This is a genomic window from Pseudomonas sp. DTU12.1 (assembly GCF_009873475.1).
Classification (GTDB): Bacteria; Pseudomonadota; Gammaproteobacteria; order Pseudomonadales; family Pseudomonadaceae; genus Aquipseudomonas; species Aquipseudomonas proteolytica.
Genome location: NZ_CP045254.1, coordinates 5596377 through 5614774 on the forward strand (window position 1 = coordinate 5596377; position 18398 = coordinate 5614774).

The following is an 18398-nucleotide window of genomic DNA, read 5'->3' on the forward strand; positions in this document are numbered from 1 at the left end:
TTTTTGCTCAACACGTCGCAAGCCACGGCCGGCGTGGCCTGGCGCCGAGTCTCTACAGCTTATCCACAGGCCCATGCAAGATTTCCATGAACAACCCTGTGGACGGTTATTCCTCGCTGCGTAGCTGCAACTCCACCATCAGATCATCGGCCAGGGTTTCCAGGGCAGCCTGCAACGTGTCCAGCGCCAGGGTGGAAGGCACCGCCAGCGCGGCCTCGGCGTGAAACAACGGGTCGCTGCTCATGGGCGCCGGGCGCACGTCGGTACTCAGGCGCTCCAGGTTCACCCCTTGCTTGCTCAACAGCGCGGTGATTTCACGCACGATCCCTGGCCGGTCATTGCCCACCAGGGTCATCAGGATCGGCTTGCTTGCCGATGCCTGCGCGCCGCTGCTTTCACCGACCAGCACACGAATGCCATGGGTGGACAGGTCCTCCAGGGCACTGACCAGCTCACTGCGGTTTTCCATTGGCACACTGACCCGCAGGATCCCGGCAAATTGCCCGGCCATATGGGCCATGCGACTTTCCAGCCAGTTGCCACCGCGCTGGGCAATGCAGTGGGCTACACGCTCGACCACGCCGGGTTTGTCGGCGGCGATGACGGTGAGTACGAGATGGTCCATGGCAACAGTCCTCTGGTGATGAATACTCGATTATAGGCACCTGCCTGTAGGAGCGAGCCGCAAAACAAATCGTGTACCATTTTTATATTTATCTGGAACAATCCATTGGTTTTTTGAGAACATCCCATTCCCCGCTGTGACCGTACAACCAAAGTGGGTCGCTAAACGACGTATTTAGTCTAATTTTCACAACCGCAACTCATCATGTAGTATGCCTCGGCGCGCACTACATAACGTTAGGTCGATGTCTGCCCAGGCGCCGTCAGAACCCCGAACAGCCCGTCAGCAAGCCTTGCGCCGTTGATTGGAACCACCCAGCCGCCGTTGATGGCATGTACTGGTGCCTTGGGTTTGTGGTTTAAATGGCCAGAGGCTTCATTGGTAAATTGAAAAGCTGAAAAGCGAATTAGCTCCGCAGAGTGAGGCAAGCAATGACTGAACACGTTCAAGTCGGTGGCCTGCAGGTCGCCAAAGTCCTGTTCGACTTCGTGAACAACGAAGCCATTCCCGGTACCGGCCTGACCGCCGACCAGTTCTGGGCCGGCGCCGACAAGGTCATCCACGACCTGGCACCGAAGAACAAAGCCCTACTCGCCAAACGCGACGATTTCCAAGCGCGGATCGATGCCTGGCACCAGACCCACGCCGGCAAGGCCCACGACGCGGTGGCCTACAAAGCCTTCCTGCAAGATATTGGCTACCTGCTGCCAGAAGCGGCGGATTTCCAGGCGACCACACAAAACGTCGATGACGAAATCGCCCGCATGGCCGGCCCGCAGTTGGTGGTGCCGGTGATGAATGCGCGGTTCGCCCTCAACGCCTCCAACGCCCGTTGGGGCTCGCTGTACGACGCGCTGTATGGCACCGACGCCATCAGCGAAGCCGACGGCGCCGAGAAAGGCCAGGGCTACAACAAGGTGCGCGGTGACAAGGTCATCGCCTTCGCCCGCGCCTTCCTCGACGAAGCCGCACCGCTCACCGCCGGCAGCCATGTCGATTCCACCGGCTACAAGATCGTCGACGGCAAGTTGGTGGTCAGCCTCAAGGGTGGCAGCAACAGCGGCCTGCGCAGCGATGCCCAGTTGATCGGCTACCAGGGCGATGCCGCCCAACCAATCGCCATCTTGTTCAAGCACAACGGCCTGCACTTCGAAATCCAGGTCGACGCCAGCACCCCGGTCGGCCAGACCGACGCCGCCGGCATCAAAGACATCCTGATGGAAGCCGCGCTGACCACCATCATGGACTGCGAAGACTCCGTCGCCGCCGTCGATGCCGACGACAAAGTGGTGATCTACCGCAACTGGCTCGGCCTGATGAAGGGCGACCTGGCCGAAGAAGTGGCCAAGGGCGGCAAGACCTTTACCCGCACCATGAACGCCGACCGCACCTACACCGGTGTCGACGGCAATGCGGTGACGCTGCATGGTCGCTCGCTGCTGTTCGTGCGCAACGTTGGCCACCTGATGACCATCGACGCCATCCTCGATGCCCAGGGCAATGAAGTGCCAGAAGGCATCCTCGACGGCCTGATCACCAGCCTGGCAGCGGTCCACAGCCTCAATGGCAACAACAGCCGTAAGAACAGCCGCACCGGCTCGGTGTACATCGTTAAACCGAAGATGCACGGCCCCGAAGAAGCCGCGTTCACCAACGAACTGTTCGGGCGCATCGAAGAGGTGCTGAACCTGCCGCGCAACACCCTCAAGGTCGGCATCATGGACGAGGAGCGCCGCACCACGGTCAACCTCAAGGCCTGTATCAAGGCTGCCAGCGAGCGCGTGGTGTTTATCAACACCGGCTTCCTCGACCGCACCGGCGACGAAATCCACACCTCCATGGAAGCCGGCGCGATGGTGCGCAAGGCGGCGATGAAGGCGGAAAAATGGATCGGCGCCTATGAGAACTGGAACGTCGATATCGGCTTGAGCACCGGCCTGCAAGGTCGTGCGCAAATCGGTAAAGGCATGTGGGCAATGCCCGACTTGATGGCCGCCATGCTCGAGCAGAAAATCGCGCACCCGCTGGCCGGCGCCAACACCGCGTGGGTACCGTCGCCGACGGCTGCCGCCCTGCACGCGCTGCATTACCACAAGGTCGACGTGTTTGCCCGCCAGGCCGAACTGGCCAAGCGCGAACGCGCTTCGGTGGACGACATCCTGACTATTCCCCTGGCCCAGAACACCGACTGGTCCGAGGAAGAAATCCGCAACGAGCTGGACAACAACGCCCAGGGCATCCTCGGCTACGTGGTGCGCTGGATCGACCAGGGCGTGGGTTGCTCGAAAGTGCCGGATATCAACGATGTGGGCCTGATGGAAGACCGCGCCACCCTGCGTATCTCCAGCCAGCACATCGCCAACTGGCTGCGCCATGGCGTGGTCAGCGAAGCCCAGGTCATGGAAAGCCTCAAGCGCATGGCGCCAGTGGTGGATCGGCAGAATGCCGGGGACGCGCTGTACCGTCCCTTGGCCCCGGACTTCGACAGCAATATCGCGTTCCAAGCAGCGGTGGAGTTGGTGATTGAAGGGACCAAGCAACCCAACGGTTATACCGAGCCGGTGTTGCATCGTCGGCGGAGGGAGTTCAAGGCCAAGAATGGTCTTTGAGTAACCGCACGCAAAAAAGCCCTGATCGAAAGATCAGGGCTTTTTAATACGTGGCTCCAATAACAAAAACATCAGGTAGACGAGTTATTGAAGGAGCCATTGAGCACGATAGGAGAGCCATCACTCTTCTCGAAACGTACGTTCACCAGGAAGCCAGCATGTTCAAACTCAGTGCCAGACTCTGGCCGAATGACATTGAGAAAAACCTTACCGTCTAAAGCGGAAGTGTAAACTTCGCCGTCGGGCGCACGATACCAAGGCCTTAAAACCACGGCATCGAAAGTATAAGCGCCAGTCCGTAAGTCACTCCCATAACGAAGGTCAATACGCTCGGGCTCCGGCCCCTCTATCGCTGTCCAAGACAAATATCCAAACACCTCATCCGCCATGAAAAGACGAGCGGAATTGTTCTCAAGGATCAAAATATGGGCTTGCCCCTCTTCAGCCTTGCCCCTGGCTTCTTCTAGTTCAGCATCGTCGATAGACATTTTTTTAACGTTCATGATGAGCTCCTGTTCAGTGGTCTATGAAGCATGGAACTTGCGTTCCAGTGCTTTCAGAGCACTAAACAATTTCAGCACCATGAGTTCTACTGTCAGAATTGACAGTTTCGATGAGTGGTAACTACTGCGCCATCCCCAACTCGCGCTTGACCATCTTCGCCAACTTCACGCTATCAATCGGCTTGAGCAGAAAGTCCACCACGCTCAGATGCATTGCATCGATCACGTCCGGCGCTTCGGCGTCCCCGGACATGATGATGATCGGCAATGCCGCGCGGGTGGATTCGCGCACCTGGCGGATAAGTTGCAGGCCGTTGCTGGGTGCCATGCGCAGGTCGGTGATCAGTAAGCCGATGGAAGTGCTGGACTTCAACAATTCCCACGCAGCCTCGCCACTGTCCGCCGTCATGCAGCGAATGCCGTCCAGCCCCAGGATTTCGGCCAGCAATTCCCGGGCGTCTTTATCGTCATCGACGATCAGCACCCGCTGCGGCGGCAAATCAGGCTCCAGCATCACGGCGCTCAGCGCTTCGCGCTCGGCGTCACTCAGAATATCTAGGTCGGGCATACGTCTCTCGGCAGTTCTTCTCAATCTCCCAGCACACTAGTCAGACATCGCCGGAAGGGCGAACAATGTGCACTTCGTCGGATAGTTTTCCTAGTGGGCGTTCTACGGGTCTGGACGATATTCATGTAGGGTTTTTCCTTAGTCATCGAAGGTCTTATAGCTACCTAGACTTACGTCCAATGGGCACCCGCCGCGTGGGGGTCGACCATGAAGGACGATAACGACAAAAAACTGCGGTCATGGTTATGAGTAAAGCTGATGCTTTCACCCAGGCAGGGAAAACTGCGGTGTTGCAGAACATTCACGGCACCCTGCAATTCCTTCAACGGTTCCCGCCCTTCAACCAGATGGAAAACGCCCACCTGGCGTTCCTGGTGGAACAGTGCCAATTGCGCTTCTACGGCCCCGGCGAGAGCATTCTCAAACCGTCGGCGGGCCCCGTGGAGCACTTCTATATCGTCAAGCAGGGCCGCGTGGTCGGGCAGCGCCCGGATTCGGCCGAAACCACCTTCGAAATCGCCACCGGAGAATGCTTCCCCCTGGCCGCGCTGCTGGGAGAGCGGGCCACCCGCACCGAGCACAAGGCCGCCGAAGACACCTTCTGCCTGCAATTGAATAAACCGGCGTTTATCAAGCTGTTTGCGCTGTCCGGGGCGTTCCGCGATTTTGCCTTGCGCGGGGTCAGTAGCCTGTTGGATCAGGTCAACCAGCAAGTCCAGCAGAAAGCCGTAGAAAACCTCGGCACCCAGTACTCACTCAATACCCGCCTGGGCGAATTGGCCATGCGCCACCCGGTAACGTGCAGCCCGCTGACGCCGCTGCGTGAGGCGGTCACGTTGATGCATGAGCAGCAGGTCGGTAGCATCGTGGTGGTCGATGAACACAAGGCGCCCCTGGGGATTTTCACCCTGCGTGACCTGCGCCACGTAGTGGCCGATGGCACCAGCGACTTCACCCAGGCCATCGAACGCCATATGACCCAGGCGCCGTTCTTCCTCAGCCCGGATCACAGCGCCTTCGACGCGGCTATCGCCATGACCGAACGGCACATCGCCCACGTGTGCCTGGTCAAGGATCGACGCTTGTGTGGCGTGGTGTCCGAGCGTGACCTGTTTTCCCTGCAACGGGTCGACCTGGTGCACCTGGCCCGCACCATCCGCAATGCACCACGGGTGGAAAACCTGGTGGCGCTGCGTGGCGAAATCGGTCAACTGGTGGAGCGCATGCTGGCCCATGGCGCGTCCTCGACCCAGATCACCCATATCATCACGCTGCTCAACGATCACACGGTGTGCCGGGTGATCGAACTGAGCATCGCCGATAAAGGCGACCCCGGCGTACCGTTCAGTTGGCTGTGTTTCGGCAGCGAGGGCCGCCGCGAACAGACCCTGCATACCGACCAGGACAACGGCATCCTGTTTGATGCACGGGACGCCGCCCACGCGGCCGAGATCCGCGGCCTGCTGTTGCCGCTGGCGCAGCAGATCAACCAAAGCCTGGCGCTGTGCGGCTTTACCCTGTGCAAAGGCAATATCATGGCCGGCAACCCCGAGCTGTGCCTGTCCCGCGCCGAGTGGGCCCGGCGCTTTGCCGCATTTATCCGCGAGGCGACGCCGGAGAACTTGCTCAGATCCAGCATCTACTTCGATCTGCGCGTGGTATGGGGCGATGAACTGGGCTGCGACCAGTTGCGCCAGGGCATTCTTGACCAGGTCGCAGACAACCGCCTGTTCCAACGGATGATGGCCGAGAACGCCTTGCGCCAGCGCCCGCCGGTGGGGCGCTTCCGGGACTTTGTGTTGACGCGCAAAGGCTCGGACAAGGCCACCCTGGACCTCAAGGTTCAGGGCCTGACACCTTTCGTAGACGGTGCCCGCCTGTTGGCCCTGGCCAATGGGATCGCCACCAACAACACCCTGGAACGCTTACGCCAACTGGTAGATAAAGAGGTGATCGAACGCCTGGACGGCGCAGCCTATGAAGAGGCCTACCACTTTATCCAGCAAACCCGCATGCAGCAGCACCAGTTGCAGACCCGCGAGAACCAGCCGTACTCCAACCGGGTCGACCCTGACAGCCTCAACCACCTGGACCGGCGCATCCTGCGCGAATCCCTGCGCCAGGCCCAGCGCCTGCAAAGCAGCCTGGCCCTGAGGTATCAGCTGTGAGCCTGTTCAGTTGGCTACGCCCTCACCGGCCGGGGCTGGATGAGCATCAACAAGTACGGCTGGCGCAACTGCCAACTGCCGGCGCACTCGGCGAAAACACCTTGCGTGACCAGCGCTGGGTGGTCCTGGACCTGGAAACCAGCGGCCTGAACCTCAATCGCGACCTGGTACTGTCGATTGGCGCGGTGGTGATCGAAGACGGTGCCATCGACTTTTCCCAGCAGTTCGAGCGCACCTTGCTGCGGGCGCACACCAAACTCAGCCCCAGTGTATTGATCCATGGTCTGGGCCCCAGTGCGATCGCCGCCGGTTGCGATCCTGCCGAGGCGTTGCTGGATTTCATGGATTTTGTCGGCGACAGCCCGCTGCTGGCATTCCACGCACCGTTCGACCAACACATGCTCGGCCGGGCGTTCAAGGACAGCCTGGGTTATCGCCTGGCCCATCCGTTCCTCGACGTGGCAGACCTGGCGCCGCTGCTGTGTCCCCAAGCGCATATTCGCGAAGCGGGCCTGGATGACTGGATCGCCCACTTCAACCTGCAAGTCGGTGAACGCCATCACGCCAGCGCCGATGCCCTGGCCACTGCCGAGTTGATGTTGATTCTGTTCAGCCGTGCCCGCCAGCAAGGGCTGGACAGCCCGGCACTGTTGCAGCAGCGCCTGAGCCAGTGGAAACGTCGCAAGCAAGCCCCGTCCTTCTAAACACCACAACCCGGCTCCTGGAATGGGTTGTGGTGCCATCATCCGACCAACGCCAATTGCGCCGCTTCATCGCCTCTGCCACAATCGCGAATAATTCTCGTTAGTTTAAACTTGCCGATTGGTGATGCCTTGTCGTCAGCCCAAAGTCCCCACAGTGAGCTTGTTGGCACGTTGTACCGTGACCATCGCGGCTGGCTGCTGGCATGGCTGCGGCGCAACGTGGCGTGCCCCAGCCGTGCCGAGGACCTGAGCCAGGACACCTTCATGCGCCTGCTGGGCCGTGAAGAACTGCGCGAGCCGCGCGAACCCCGGGCCTTCCTGGTGGCCGTCGCCAAGGGCTTGCTGTTCGACTATTTCCGCCGCGCGGCGCTGGAACAGGCCTACCTCACCGAACTGATGCTGATCCCGGAAAGCGAGCACCCTTCCCCACAAGAACAGCATCTGATCCTCGAAGACCTCAAGGCCATCGACCGCCTGCTCGGCAAGCTCTCCAGCAAGGCCCGCGCCGCCTTCCTCTATAACCGCCTCGATGGCCTGGGCCACGCCGAAATCGCCCAGCGCCTGGGGGTTTCCGTGCCGCGGGTGCGACAGTACCTGGCCCAGGGCATTCGCCAGTGCTACATCGCACTGTATGGCGAGCCGCTGTGACTCAGATCAGCTCCAAGCCGGTTTCGGCACGCGTGCTGGATGCTGCGATTGCCTGGCAACTGTCCCTCGATTCCGGGGAGCGCAGTGCCGTGGAGCATGAAGAATTCAGGAAATGGCTGGCCAGCAACGATGAGCACGCCCGTGCCTGGCGCCAACTGGGCATGCTCGATCAGCGTTTCAGCGTGGCCAGCGGCCCGGCGCGGGCGGCGCTGCTGCAATCGCGTGAAAACATCCGCCAGCGGGTGCGCAAGCTCGGCAGCGGCCTGGCCAGTGTGGTGCTGGTCTGCGGCCTGGCGCTGTTCGCCGGCCAGCGCTACGTGCCGATCAACTATTGGCTGGCCGACCAACGCACCGCCACCGGCGAACAGCGCACGCTGAAACTGGCGGATGGCACGCTGATCAACCTCAATACCCACAGCGCCATTGATGTGCGCTTTGACGAAAAACGCCGGGTGATCGTGTTGCAGGACGGCGAGATCCTCGTCGAGACCGGCCACAACGATGCCCGCCCCTTTATCGTCGAGACCCGCGACGGCAGCCTGCGCGCCCTGGGCACGCGGTTTATCGTCAAACGCGAGGACGACGGTACGCGGCTCAGCGTTTTGCAGTCGGCCGTCGCGGCGCAGCCCGAGGCGTTGCAGCAGGAGCAGGTGTTCAAGGAAGGCCAGCAGGTGCTGATGCGCCATGACGGCCTCGGCCCACTGCTGACCGTCAGCCCCGGCACCGACGCCTGGACCCGCGGCATGCTGGTGGTAGACAACGCACGGCTGGCGGATGTGGTCGAGGAACTCGGCCGCTACCGCAGCGGCTACCTGGGTGTGGACAAAAACGTGGCCGACCTGCGCATCACCGGCAGCTTCCCGTTGCAGGACACCGACCTGGCCTTGAATGCGCTGCTGCCAACCCTGCCAGTGCAGATCCAGCAGCGTACGCCGTGGTGGGTGACGGTGGTGCCAAAGGTTACGGGTAAGCCTTAGGGCCCTATCGCAGGCAAGCCAGCGCCTACACTTGAGGGTGTTCACAATTCAAAAATGTGGGAGCTGGCTTGCCGGCGATAAGCATCGGTATCTACACAACTTTGCCGCAACGCTTAAATCCAGGCAGATAGCGCAGTTGTGGCGAGCGGGCTTGCCCCGCGCTGGGCTGCGAAGCAGCCCCAAAAAGCCCGCCGCGTTTCTTCAGATAAACCACGATGGCCGGGTTTAGGGCTGCTTCGCAGCCCAGCGCGGGGCAAGCCCGCTCGCCACAGGAAAGTTCGTCAGTTTCTGAAAGTTGTGCAGATACCTATGCGGCGATAAGGCCCTCAAAGCCCTCCATTTCCTCCCAGACAAAAAATATTTCCCCACAGCCCTATCACTTTTTGATTCTCGCTCGGCACACAGGCAATTGAGAAATATTTCCATTCAGGAGCCGCCGTATGTCCCGCATGCTAGACACCTTGTTGCGCCCCAGCCTGTTAGCCGTGGCCATTGCCCTCAGCGCCCCGCTGGCCAGCACTGCGCTGATCGCCGCCGAACAGGCGTCCAGCGTGCGCGCCTACAACCTGCCTGCCGCGCCCCTGGCGAGCACCCTGAACCAGATCGCCAGCCAGGCCGGCCTGGCATTGACCCTCAACCCAGCACTGGCCGCAGGCAAGACCTCGGCCCCGGTCAAGGGCCAGTTCGACGCCCAGGGCGCCCTGCGTGAAGCCTTGCGCGGTAGCGGTTTGCAGTTGGAGCAGAGCAGCGCCGGCACCTTCAGCCTGGTGCCGGTTCCGGAGGGTGTCGTTGCCCTGCCCGAGACCAGCATCATTGGCCAGGGCAACTATGAAAGCGCCTGGGGCCCGGTGGAGGGTTATGTCGCTACGCGTACGGCGGCGGGGAGCAAGACTGATACCGCGCTGGTAGAAGCACCACGTTCAATCTCCGTAGCGACCCGCCAGCAGATGCTGGACCGCAACGTGCAGAACCTGGATGACGCGGTCAAGTACATGCCCGGCATCGTTTCCGCCAGCTACGGCAGTGACACTCGCTACGACTGGATGCGCGTACGAGGCTTCGAACCCACCCATTTCCTCGATGGCCTGCCATTGCCGCGTGGCGTTTACGCCAACCCGAAAGCAGAAACCTGGAACCTCGACCGCCTCGCCCTGCTGCGTGGCCCTGCCTCGTCGGTCTACGGCCAGACCCCACCAGGCGGTCTGCTGGATATGGTCAGCCGACGCCCCAGCGCAGAATCGAGCAATGCCATCCAGGTGCAGTACGGCAGCGACAACTATCGCCAGATCAACTTCGCCAGCACCGGCAAGATCGATGATGAAGGTCAGTTCCTCTATGGCCTCAGTGGCGTGGTGCGTGACGCCGGCACACAAGTCGATCGCATCGACAACAAGCGCTATAACATCGCGCCGAGCCTGACCTGGAATATCGATACCGATACCAAGCTGACCCTGCTCTCGCAGTTCACTCGCGACGATACCGGCACCACCAGCCAGTTCCTGCCGATCGTGGGTACCAAGATCAAATCACCGCTGGGCAAAGTATCCCATCACAAGAACCTGGGTGACCCGGACTACGAGTTCTACGACCGTACCTACTACGCATTGGGCTATGCCTTTGAACATCGCCTCAACGATACCTGGCAATTCAAGCAAAACCTGCGTTACACCAAGTCGGAGCTGTCCTTCCAGCAACTGACGGTGGGCGCTTACTTGTACGCCCCGGTGGATGCTGAAGGCAATATCAGCCGCTCTTCGACCAATGTGGACGAGGACATCGCTCAGTTTGCCGTGGACAACAATTTCCAGGCTGACTTCGCTACCGGCAATATCAACCACACTGTGCTGATCGGCCTGGATCATCAGCGCACTGACTCCTCTTACCTGTCCATTTTCGGCGGCGCCGGGACTACTAACATCTACAAACCGGTTTATGGGCAACCAATCGAGCGTCCAGCGCGTAAGGATGCGTACTACGACTACGACCAGAAAACCGTGCAGACGGGCCTCTACGTGCAAGACCAGATGGCCCTGGATAAATGGCGCCTGACCCTCGGTGGACGTGAAGACTGGGTACATCAAGGCACCACGTACCTCAATAAGAGCGACGCGACCAACACTGACCGCAGCAAAAACTTCAGCGGCAATGCTGCACTGAGCTACGTGTTCGACTCGGGCTTTGTACCGTACCTGTCCTACGCCGAATCATTCCAGCCAGCGAGCAACGCCAGCGCCGACCCGGTCAAGTCGTACAAACCCACCGAAGGCAAGCAATGGGAATTGGGGGTCAAGTACCAGCCCCCCGGCAGTAACACACTGCTCAGCGCAGCGATTTACGACCTGACCCAGAAAAACGTACTGGTCACTCGATTTGGCTCGGGTGGCGAGTCGATCACCGACCAGGCCGGCGAAGTGAAGGTCAAGGGCCTGGAGCTGGAAGCCATCTCTGATGTAACCGAGAACCTCAAGGTCATCGCTGCCTACACCCTGGCCAAGTCGGAGGTGCAGACAGGCACCTACAAAGGCAACCGCCTGCAACTGATGCCAAATCAACAAGCCTCGTTGTGGACCGACTACACCTGGCACGACGGCGTGCTCGACGGTTTCGGCATCGGCTTTGGTGCCCGCTACACCGGAAATACCTATGGCGACCAAGCCAACACCTGGCTGGGTAAAGCCGATGCTTACACGGTGTTCGACGGTGCAGTGCATTACGACTTGGGCCGCCTGAACAATAGCCTCAAAGGTGCTTCGGTAAAACTGAACGCCACCAACCTGTTCGATAAGCAGTACATCTCCACCTGTGATGCCTCCTACTGCTACTACGGTGATCAACGCAGCGTCGTCGCCAGCGCCACCTACCAGTGGTAATGCACTGAGCTAACCTGCTCCACAGCCAGGCCGCCTCCCGTGGGCGGCTTTGGCTTGTCTGAAGGCTATGAAATGAAAAGCACAACCATCCGCCGCTGGTCCTTCATCCACACCTGGACCAGCCTGATCTGCACCGTATTCCTGCTGATGCTGGCGCTGACCGGCCTGCCGTTGATCTTTCACCATGAGATCGATCACTTGCTGGGCAACGAGCCCGAGCTCAAGCAGATGCCGGCCGATACCCCGCAGCTCAACCTTGAGCAACTGGTGGCCAAGGCCCAGGCCCATCGTCCTGGCGAAGCCATGCAGTACCTGGCCTGGGACGAAGACGACAAGAACGGCGTGATTGCAATCATGGCGGCCACCGCCGGGACCGAGCCCAATTCGTCGCACACCTTCATGCTGGACGCGCGCACCGGGGACAGTGTGGAGATGCCTTCGGCCAATGGCGGCTTGACGATGTTCCTGCTGCGCCTGCATGTGGATATGTTCGCCGGGCTGCCGGGCAAGTTGCTGCTGGCGTTCATGGGTGTACTGTTTGTGGTCGCGATCATTTCCGGCACGGTGTTGTACCTGCCGTTCATGCGGCGTTTGAAGTTCGCCACCGTGCGCCAGGACAAATCCACGCGCCTGCGCTGGCTGGACCTGCATAACCTGATCGGCGTCGTCACCCTGACCTGGGCGCTGGTGGTGGGCGTCACCGGGGTGATCAGCGCCTGTGCCGACCTGATCATCGCCGCCTGGCGCAATGACAGCCTCACCGCGATGATCGAACCCTACAAGAACGCACCGCCGCTGACCTTGCGGGCGCCGGCCACTGACCTGCTGAAAATCGCCGAACAGGTCGCGCCGGGAATGACCCCGGACTTTATTGCGTTCCCCGGCACGCGGTTTTCCAGCGAGCACCATTACGCGGTGTTCATGAAAGGCAGCAAACACCTGACCTCGCACCTGCTGACGCCGGTGCTGATCGACGCCAGCGATCTGAGCGTCACCGCCGTGGCCGGGCGGCCGTGGTACATGGACGCCATGGGCATGTCCCAGCCCTTGCACTTTGGCGACTATGGCGGCATGCCGATGAAAATCCTCTGGGCGGTGCTGGATGTGCTGACCATCATCGTGCTGGGCAGCGGTGTGTACCTGTGGCTGGTGCGGCGCAAGGCGGCCAAGCCATGAGGCCGCGGCAATCGAATTTCTGGAAGGTGTTCGGGGTGCCGCTGGCAATCGGGCTGCTCAGTGCCGGGGGGTTGTTTGCGGCGCTGTTGGGGGATGGGGTTTGGGATTCGTTGAGCTGGGTGGGCTTGGGGATACCAGCACTTATCGGTGTGTGGGGGTTGATGCGGCGGCCTTGAGGACGCTATCACAGGCAAGCCAGCTCCCACAGTTTGATGTGTGAACACCGTCAAATGTCGGAGCTGGCTTGCCTGCGATGAGGCTCGCAAAAACAACCAAGATCCCCCTCGCCAGTCACCTCGCAACTGTCTAGTCTATGGCCGACCCTTTCCGAGGATTGCCCATGTCCGCGCCAAGCATGACGTTGTTCCAGCACCCCGCTTCGCCGTTTGTCCGCAAAGTCCTGGTCCTGCTCCACGAAACCGGCCAGCAAGACCGGGTCGCCCTGGAGACCGTGCTGGTCACGCCGGTCAACCCGATCCTTGCGCTGAACGAAGGCAACCCCGTGGGCAAGATCCCGGCCCTGCGCCTGGCCGATGGCAATGTGTTGCACGACAGCCGGGTGATCCTCGACTACTTCGACCACCAGCACGTCGGCAACCCACTGATCCCCCGCGATGGCTCGGCCCGCTGGCGGCGCCTGACCCTGGCCTCGATGGCCGACGGGATCATGGATGCGGCCGTATTGATGCGCTATGAAACCGCCCTGCGCCCAACCGACAAGCAGTGGGAAAGCTGGCTGCAAGAACAGCGCAACAAAATCCGCCGCACCCTGGCCGAGCTGGAGCGGGACGCTATCGCCGAGTTGGCCTGCCATTTCGACATCGCAGCCATCAGTGTCGCCTGCGCCTTGGGCTATGTGGATTTTCGCCATCCGGACCTGCAGTGGCGTTCGAGCAATCCCAAACTGGCCGCCTGGTACGCCGAAGTCAGCCAGCGGCCTTCGATGCTGGCGACCCAGCCGCCTGCCTGAGGCCTGCAGCTGCCAGGTTGCCGTGGCGAGAAGGCCTCTTGTGGCGAGCAGGCTTGTTGTGGCAAACGGGCTTGCCCCGCGCTGGGCTGCGTAGCAGCCCCAATCCAGCAGAATGCGGTGTGTCAGGGACTCCTCGGTGCTTGGGGTTGGGGCTGCTGCGCAGCCCAGCGCGGGGCAAGCCCGCTCGCCACAACAAGCCCGTTTGCCACGACAGGCCTGTTAGCCACAGCAAGCCCTCCAACCACCACAAGTCCATCGCGCAACTGCACAAACAGTGCGTTGATTTTCCCCACCAGTTGCGCCCTCTCCCGCTGGTCCTCCCGTAGCCCGATCATTGCATCGCCTCCTGTTCACTCGCCTTGCGCTTGCCCACGCCATACCAGTCCAGTTTGCGTGTCAGCACCATCACCGTGCCCAGCAGCCCGAACAGCAACAACGAGCCCATCAACAGCGCGTAATCCTCGGCACTCAGCAGCCCGTACAGCAAGCCGTACAACGCCGCCAACCCCGCCGAGAATCCCAGGCCGTGGGCCACGCTGCGCAGCACATGGCACACATAAAAACCGATCAACAACACACAGGCACTGGCCGAGATCAGGTACGCCAGGGCAAAGCCGATATGCTCGGACAGCGACAACAGCAGCAGGTAGAAAAACGCCAGGGCCACCCCCACCAACGCGTACTGGATCGGGTGCACCGCCAGGCTCTTGAGCACTTCGAACAGGAAGAAGCCGGCGAACGTCAGGGCGATAAACAGCAGCGCATATTTGATCGCACGGTCGCTCTTGAGGTACTGGTCCACCGGGTCGATAAAGTTCACGCCGAAGCTGCGCTGGTTGAAGTCGTCGCAGCGACTGGCGACCACGCAGCCGTACAACGACTCTTCAAGGTTGGTGGAGAAAAATGAGGTCTGCCAGTTGGCGCTGAACCCTTGGTCGTTGATCTCGCGCTGCACCGGCAGGAAGTTGCCGACAAAGCTTGGGTGGGGCCAGTTGGACGCCAGCTTGACCACACTGGTCTTGCCCACCGGCAGCACTTGCAATTGCTCGGTACCTTGCAGCCGCAGATCGAACGCGAAGTCCAGCGGCGCAGGGTTCTTGCTGTCCTGGGCGGGCAGCGGGACATGCACCCCGGCGCCAAGGAAACTCACTTGGGTGCCCGGGGCGAACTCCAGGCGTTGGCTGCCCAGCTCCAGTTTCAGGGCGTTTTCGATCCCGCGAATGTCGCTGATCCCCACGGCCAGGAACGCCTGTTCAAACGTGTAATCGGCAAAGTCTTCCTTGATCCCCATCTGCGCCGGCAGCACAAAGCGGCCACTGATACGGTTGTCGGCATGGAACAGCCGCGCCTGGTAAATCCCCCGTGCCCGCAGTTCGGTTTGCACCTTGCCGTCGAGCTCGAAATGTTCTGGCAGGAAGTACAGGCGGCCTTGCTCTTCGCTGAGCACTTCATAGCGTTTGTTGAGCTTTTCATTGAGCTTCCACTCACGCACGGTCTTGCGATACGGCACCACCATCAACGGCCCGCTCACCTGCTGGCTGTAGCTGGAACTGCGGGCAATGTCCATCAATACGCCGTCGCGTAGCGCCTGGCGCTCGTTGATGATGCCGCTGATCATCAGCAACGGAATCAGCAATAGCAGGATCAGCAGCGCAATGGCGCCCAGTTTGAATAGCAGGCTGCGGTTCATGAGTATCTCCCTGTTTTGATGGGGAGAGTCTGGCGCCAGCCTGTGGGGGATTTATGAGGGCAATGTGGAGACTGTGTGGAGATGCAGCACCACTTGCACCCCGTCCGGCACGTTGCCGATCTGCAATGAGCCGCCGTGCAGCTTCATCACCTCTTCGACAAAGTTCAGGCCCAGGCCGGTGCTTTTGCGCCCGCTGGCCGGGCGCGGCAGGGAGTAGAACCGCTCGCTCAGGCGTGGCAGGGCGTATTCGGGGATCGGCTCGGCCTGGTTGAACAGGCACACATCGACATCGTGATGCCGCACCTGGGCGCTAAAGCGCAGAATGCCGCCGGGCGGGGTAAAGTCCAGGGCGTTTTCCAGCAGGTTGCCCAAGGCCTGGCGCAGCAAGAATGGCTCGCCATACAGCTTTACATCCGCCTCGATCAGACGCTCGACCTGCAACCCGGCCTGTTCGATCCGCGCGCATTGCGCCTTGAGGACTTCATCCACCAACGCGGCCAAAGGCACCGTGGCTTGCTGCTCCAACCCTTGGCGCTGCTCGACCTGGGCCAGGTTCAACAGGCGCTCGATCAACTGCTGCAGACGTGCGCTCTCGCTGGCGATATTGCCGACAAAGCGCTGCTGCTGGGCCGCAGTCATTTCACCCTGCAACAACTCCGCCGCACCCCGGATCGCGGCCAGGGGGCTTTTCAGTTCGTGGGTCAAGGTGTGCACGTAACGCTCGACATAGGCCTTGCCTTCCAGTTGCGTGCGCATGTGCTCCACCGCCGTGGACAGCTGCTCCAACTCACCGCCGCGATAGTGCGGCAACTCGGCGCGCCGCCCTTCGCTGACAGCCTGGGCATAGGTGGTCAGGCGCCGCAGCGCAGCACTCAGCCACCACGACAACAGCGCCCCCAGCAACAGGCCCAGGGCCACCAGGCCGGCGCCGTACCACAGCAGGCGGCGCTCGGTACGGTCGACATAAGGCTGCAGCGAGCTGTTGGGCTTGGCCACCGTGACCGCGCCGATGATCTGCCCGTTATCACGGATCGGCGCGCCAACGTGCATCACCGACGAGGCCGGATCTTCGGCATCGCTGCGGGTGGAGCGGGCGCCGTATTCGCCGCGCAGGGTCAGGTACACGTCGTTCCATTTCGAGTAGTCCTGGCCCACTGCCACTCCTGCCGAATCCAGCAGCACAACGCCCTTGGCGTCGGTGACATAGATACGGTGGTTGACCTGATTCTTCGCCAGCCCCCAGATCGTCGCGCCGGGCTGGCGCTCGCCGTAGGCCTTGAGCACGTTCGGCCAGTGGCTTTGGCCGAGGGTGCCGTGCTTCACGTCCTCACGCAGGATTTCCGCCAGCAGGTTGGCGGTGTCCACCAGGGTTTCTTCGGTGGACTGGCGCACGCCGGGGCGGATTTCCTTCATCACCGTGTTGAGCACAAAGTAGCCGGTCAGGCCGATGAACAGCGCATACACCAGGAAAATCCGCAGCCCCATGCGCATCAGGCGTGGCTCGGGCTGTAGCTGTAGCCCAGGCCCCGATGGGTCTGGATCGGCTCGCCATCGGCGGCCACGCCCCGCAACTTGCTGCGCAGGCTTTTGATATGGCTGTCGATATTGCGCTCGTAGCCGGCATCGGCGGCCACGCCGACGGCATCCAGCAGTTGCTCGCGGCTGAACACCCGCTCGGGCTGCTCCAGCAGGCAGTTGAGCAAACGGAACTCATGCCGGGTCAGGCCCAGCAACTGCCCGCGATAGTGGATCTGCACGCGCTCGTGGTCCACCTGGAACAGCCCGCCGCTGGTCGGCGCTGCAACCGGCGCGACACGCTTGAGGATCGCCTTGACCCGCGCCGCCACTTCCCGTGGGCTGAAGGGCTTGACCACATAATCATCGGCGCCGATTTCCAGGCCCACCACGCGGTCGATTTCGCCGTCGCGGGCACTGAGGAACATCACCGGCACTTCGCTGAAACGGCGCAGTTGCTTACAGGTTTCAAAACCGCTGATGTCCGGCAGGCCGATGTCGAGGATCAGCAGGTCTGCCGGGGTCTGCCGTTGATGCTCCAGCGCGGCCTGGCCGAGGGTCAGCCAGGTGGTGGTGAAGCCTTCGCCTTGCAGGGCAAAAATCAGCGTATCGGCAATGGCCGCTTCGTCTTCGACAATCAGGATATGGGGCATGGCGTCCGAGCACTGGGAGCTAAAGGTGAACGGTGCCCCATGCCTTATGCGGCGTCAATCAGCAGTCGGGTTTGTCGGCGGTGTAGCGGCGAGCCGGGTTCACGGCGGCGCCGAATTCACGCAGGGCCTTGGCGCCGATCAACAGCGGGTAGTTGAAACTGCTGCGGTCGGTGAGGTTGACTTCGACGGTGCGCTTGACGTTGCCCAGGCACATCTCCAGATCCACCACCGGGCGCTTGGCCACGCTGGTTTCTTCGCCGTCTTCGTCTTCGTCGGCGCGGTTCTTGATCTTGCTGATGCGCGCCACTTTGTGTTCGTAGACCTTGTTGCTCACATCCTTGCCGCTGAGGCGGAAGCGCACCCAGTCCTCGCCATCGCGGGTGAAGGTCTCGATGTCACGGGCCGACAGCGACGCGGTCAGCGCGCCGGTGTCCATCTTGGCCTTGAAGGTCTCGCCGATCTCCGGCAGTTGGATGTATTCGTAGCGCCCGTACAGGGTCGGTTCGGCGGCCATGACCGGCAGGGCCACCACGGCTAATAGGGCAAGGAGAGATTTCACGTAGGAGGATTCCTTGAGGTAAGTAGGCGAATACTAGACTGCAAACGCAGCCCAAAGTTGAATCGTTACCCAGCATACGCAACACAAAGTGAAACATTCGTCAGGCCATTTGCGATTTGGCCTCTAGACTCAAGCTGCTTATCATGGCCCGTCCAACCGCTTG

At 61.2% G+C, this 18398-nt stretch carries 16 protein-coding genes; 9 read left to right on the plus strand and 7 right to left on the minus strand.

The window, feature by feature from the left end; translation table 11 throughout:
- Window positions 1-106 precede the first annotated feature (106 nt).
- A complete protein-coding gene (locus GDV60_RS24915) occupies window positions 107-625 on the minus strand; it encodes a glycine cleavage system protein R (RefSeq protein ID WP_159909004.1) in 519 nt (172 codons plus the stop codon).
- 431 nt (window positions 626-1056) lie between these two features.
- Here GDV60_RS24915 and GDV60_RS24920 point away from each other — a divergent pair, with 431 nt between their 5' ends.
- Window positions 1057-3234, plus strand: coding sequence for a malate synthase G (locus GDV60_RS24920; RefSeq protein ID WP_092230935.1), 2178 nt, complete (start codon window positions 1057-1059; stop codon window positions 3232-3234).
- A gap of 71 nt (window positions 3235-3305) precedes the next feature.
- Here the strand turns inward: GDV60_RS24920 and GDV60_RS24925 are convergent, their stop codons facing one another.
- Window positions 3306-3737 (minus strand): hypothetical protein, encoded by a 432-nt coding sequence (locus GDV60_RS24925; protein WP_159909006.1) that lies wholly within the window; start codon window positions 3735-3737, stop codon window positions 3306-3308.
- Between the two features lie 121 nt (window positions 3738-3858).
- A complete protein-coding gene (locus GDV60_RS24930) occupies window positions 3859-4305 on the minus strand; it encodes a response regulator (RefSeq protein WP_070994488.1) in 447 nt (148 codons plus the stop codon).
- 245 nt (window positions 4306-4550) lie between these two features.
- Between GDV60_RS24930 and GDV60_RS24935 the strand changes: the two genes are divergently transcribed.
- From GDV60_RS24935 to GDV60_RS24965, 8 genes are all read left to right on the plus strand, one after another.
- Window positions 4551-6473 (plus strand): putative nucleotidyltransferase substrate binding domain-containing protein, encoded by a 1923-nt coding sequence (locus tag GDV60_RS24935; RefSeq protein ID WP_159909008.1) that lies wholly within the window; start codon window positions 4551-4553, stop codon window positions 6471-6473.
- Complete coding sequence (locus GDV60_RS24940; protein ID WP_159909010.1) at window positions 6470-7177, plus strand: PolC-type DNA polymerase III; 708 nt, start codon at window positions 6470-6472, stop codon at window positions 7175-7177. Before GDV60_RS24935 ends, GDV60_RS24940 begins: the two co-directional genes overlap by 4 nt.
- Window positions 7178-7306: 129 nt before the next feature.
- Window positions 7307-7825: an RNA polymerase sigma factor gene (locus tag GDV60_RS24945; RefSeq protein WP_070994528.1), complete on the plus strand. Its 519-nt coding sequence runs from the start codon at window positions 7307-7309 to the stop codon at window positions 7823-7825.
- Window positions 7822-8802: a FecR domain-containing protein gene (locus tag GDV60_RS24950; protein WP_092230946.1), complete on the plus strand. Its 981-nt coding sequence runs from the start codon at window positions 7822-7824 to the stop codon at window positions 8800-8802. The genes GDV60_RS24945 and GDV60_RS24950 overlap by 4 nt, the downstream gene beginning before the upstream one ends.
- 440 nt (window positions 8803-9242) lie before the next feature.
- Window positions 9243-11672 (plus strand): TonB-dependent siderophore receptor, encoded by a 2430-nt coding sequence (locus tag GDV60_RS24955; RefSeq protein WP_159909012.1) that lies wholly within the window; start codon window positions 9243-9245, stop codon window positions 11670-11672.
- Window positions 11673-11744: 72 nt separating this feature from the next.
- On the plus strand, window positions 11745-12848 hold the full coding sequence (locus GDV60_RS24960) for a PepSY domain-containing protein (RefSeq protein ID WP_159909014.1): 1104 nt from the start codon (window positions 11745-11747) through the stop codon (window positions 12846-12848).
- Window positions 12845-13024: a hypothetical protein gene (locus GDV60_RS26980; protein ID WP_256679346.1), complete on the plus strand. Its 180-nt coding sequence runs from the start codon at window positions 12845-12847 to the stop codon at window positions 13022-13024. The genes GDV60_RS24960 and GDV60_RS26980 overlap by 4 nt, the downstream gene beginning before the upstream one ends.
- A gap of 164 nt (window positions 13025-13188) precedes the next feature.
- Window positions 13189-13818, plus strand: a complete 630-nt coding sequence (locus GDV60_RS24965; protein WP_159909016.1) for a glutathione S-transferase family protein — start codon at window positions 13189-13191, stop codon at window positions 13816-13818.
- A gap of 331 nt (window positions 13819-14149) precedes the next feature.
- Here GDV60_RS24965 and creD read toward each other — a convergent pair whose 3' ends face one another.
- The 4 genes from creD to GDV60_RS24985 are packed head-to-tail and all read right to left on the minus strand — an operon-like array spanning window position 14150 to window position 18235.
- The gene (gene creD, locus GDV60_RS24970) at window positions 14150-15508 is read right to left on the minus strand and encodes a cell envelope integrity protein CreD (RefSeq protein ID WP_029296947.1); all 1359 of its coding nucleotides are present in this window, start codon (window positions 15506-15508) and stop codon (window positions 14150-14152) included.
- Window positions 15509-15559: 51 nt separating this feature from the next.
- Window positions 15560-16999, minus strand: coding sequence for a two-component system sensor histidine kinase CreC (gene creC / locus GDV60_RS24975; RefSeq protein ID WP_159909018.1), 1440 nt, complete (start codon window positions 16997-16999; stop codon window positions 15560-15562).
- The gene (creB, locus tag GDV60_RS24980; protein WP_159909020.1) at window positions 16999-17676 is read right to left on the minus strand and encodes a two-component system response regulator CreB; all 678 of its coding nucleotides are present in this window, start codon (window positions 17674-17676) and stop codon (window positions 16999-17001) included. The genes creC and creB overlap by 1 nt, the downstream gene beginning before the upstream one ends.
- Before the next feature lie 58 nt (window positions 17677-17734).
- Window positions 17735-18235, minus strand: coding sequence for an ATP-dependent zinc protease (locus GDV60_RS24985; RefSeq protein WP_029296952.1), 501 nt, complete (start codon window positions 18233-18235; stop codon window positions 17735-17737).
- Window positions 18236-18398: the final 163 nt, after the last annotated feature.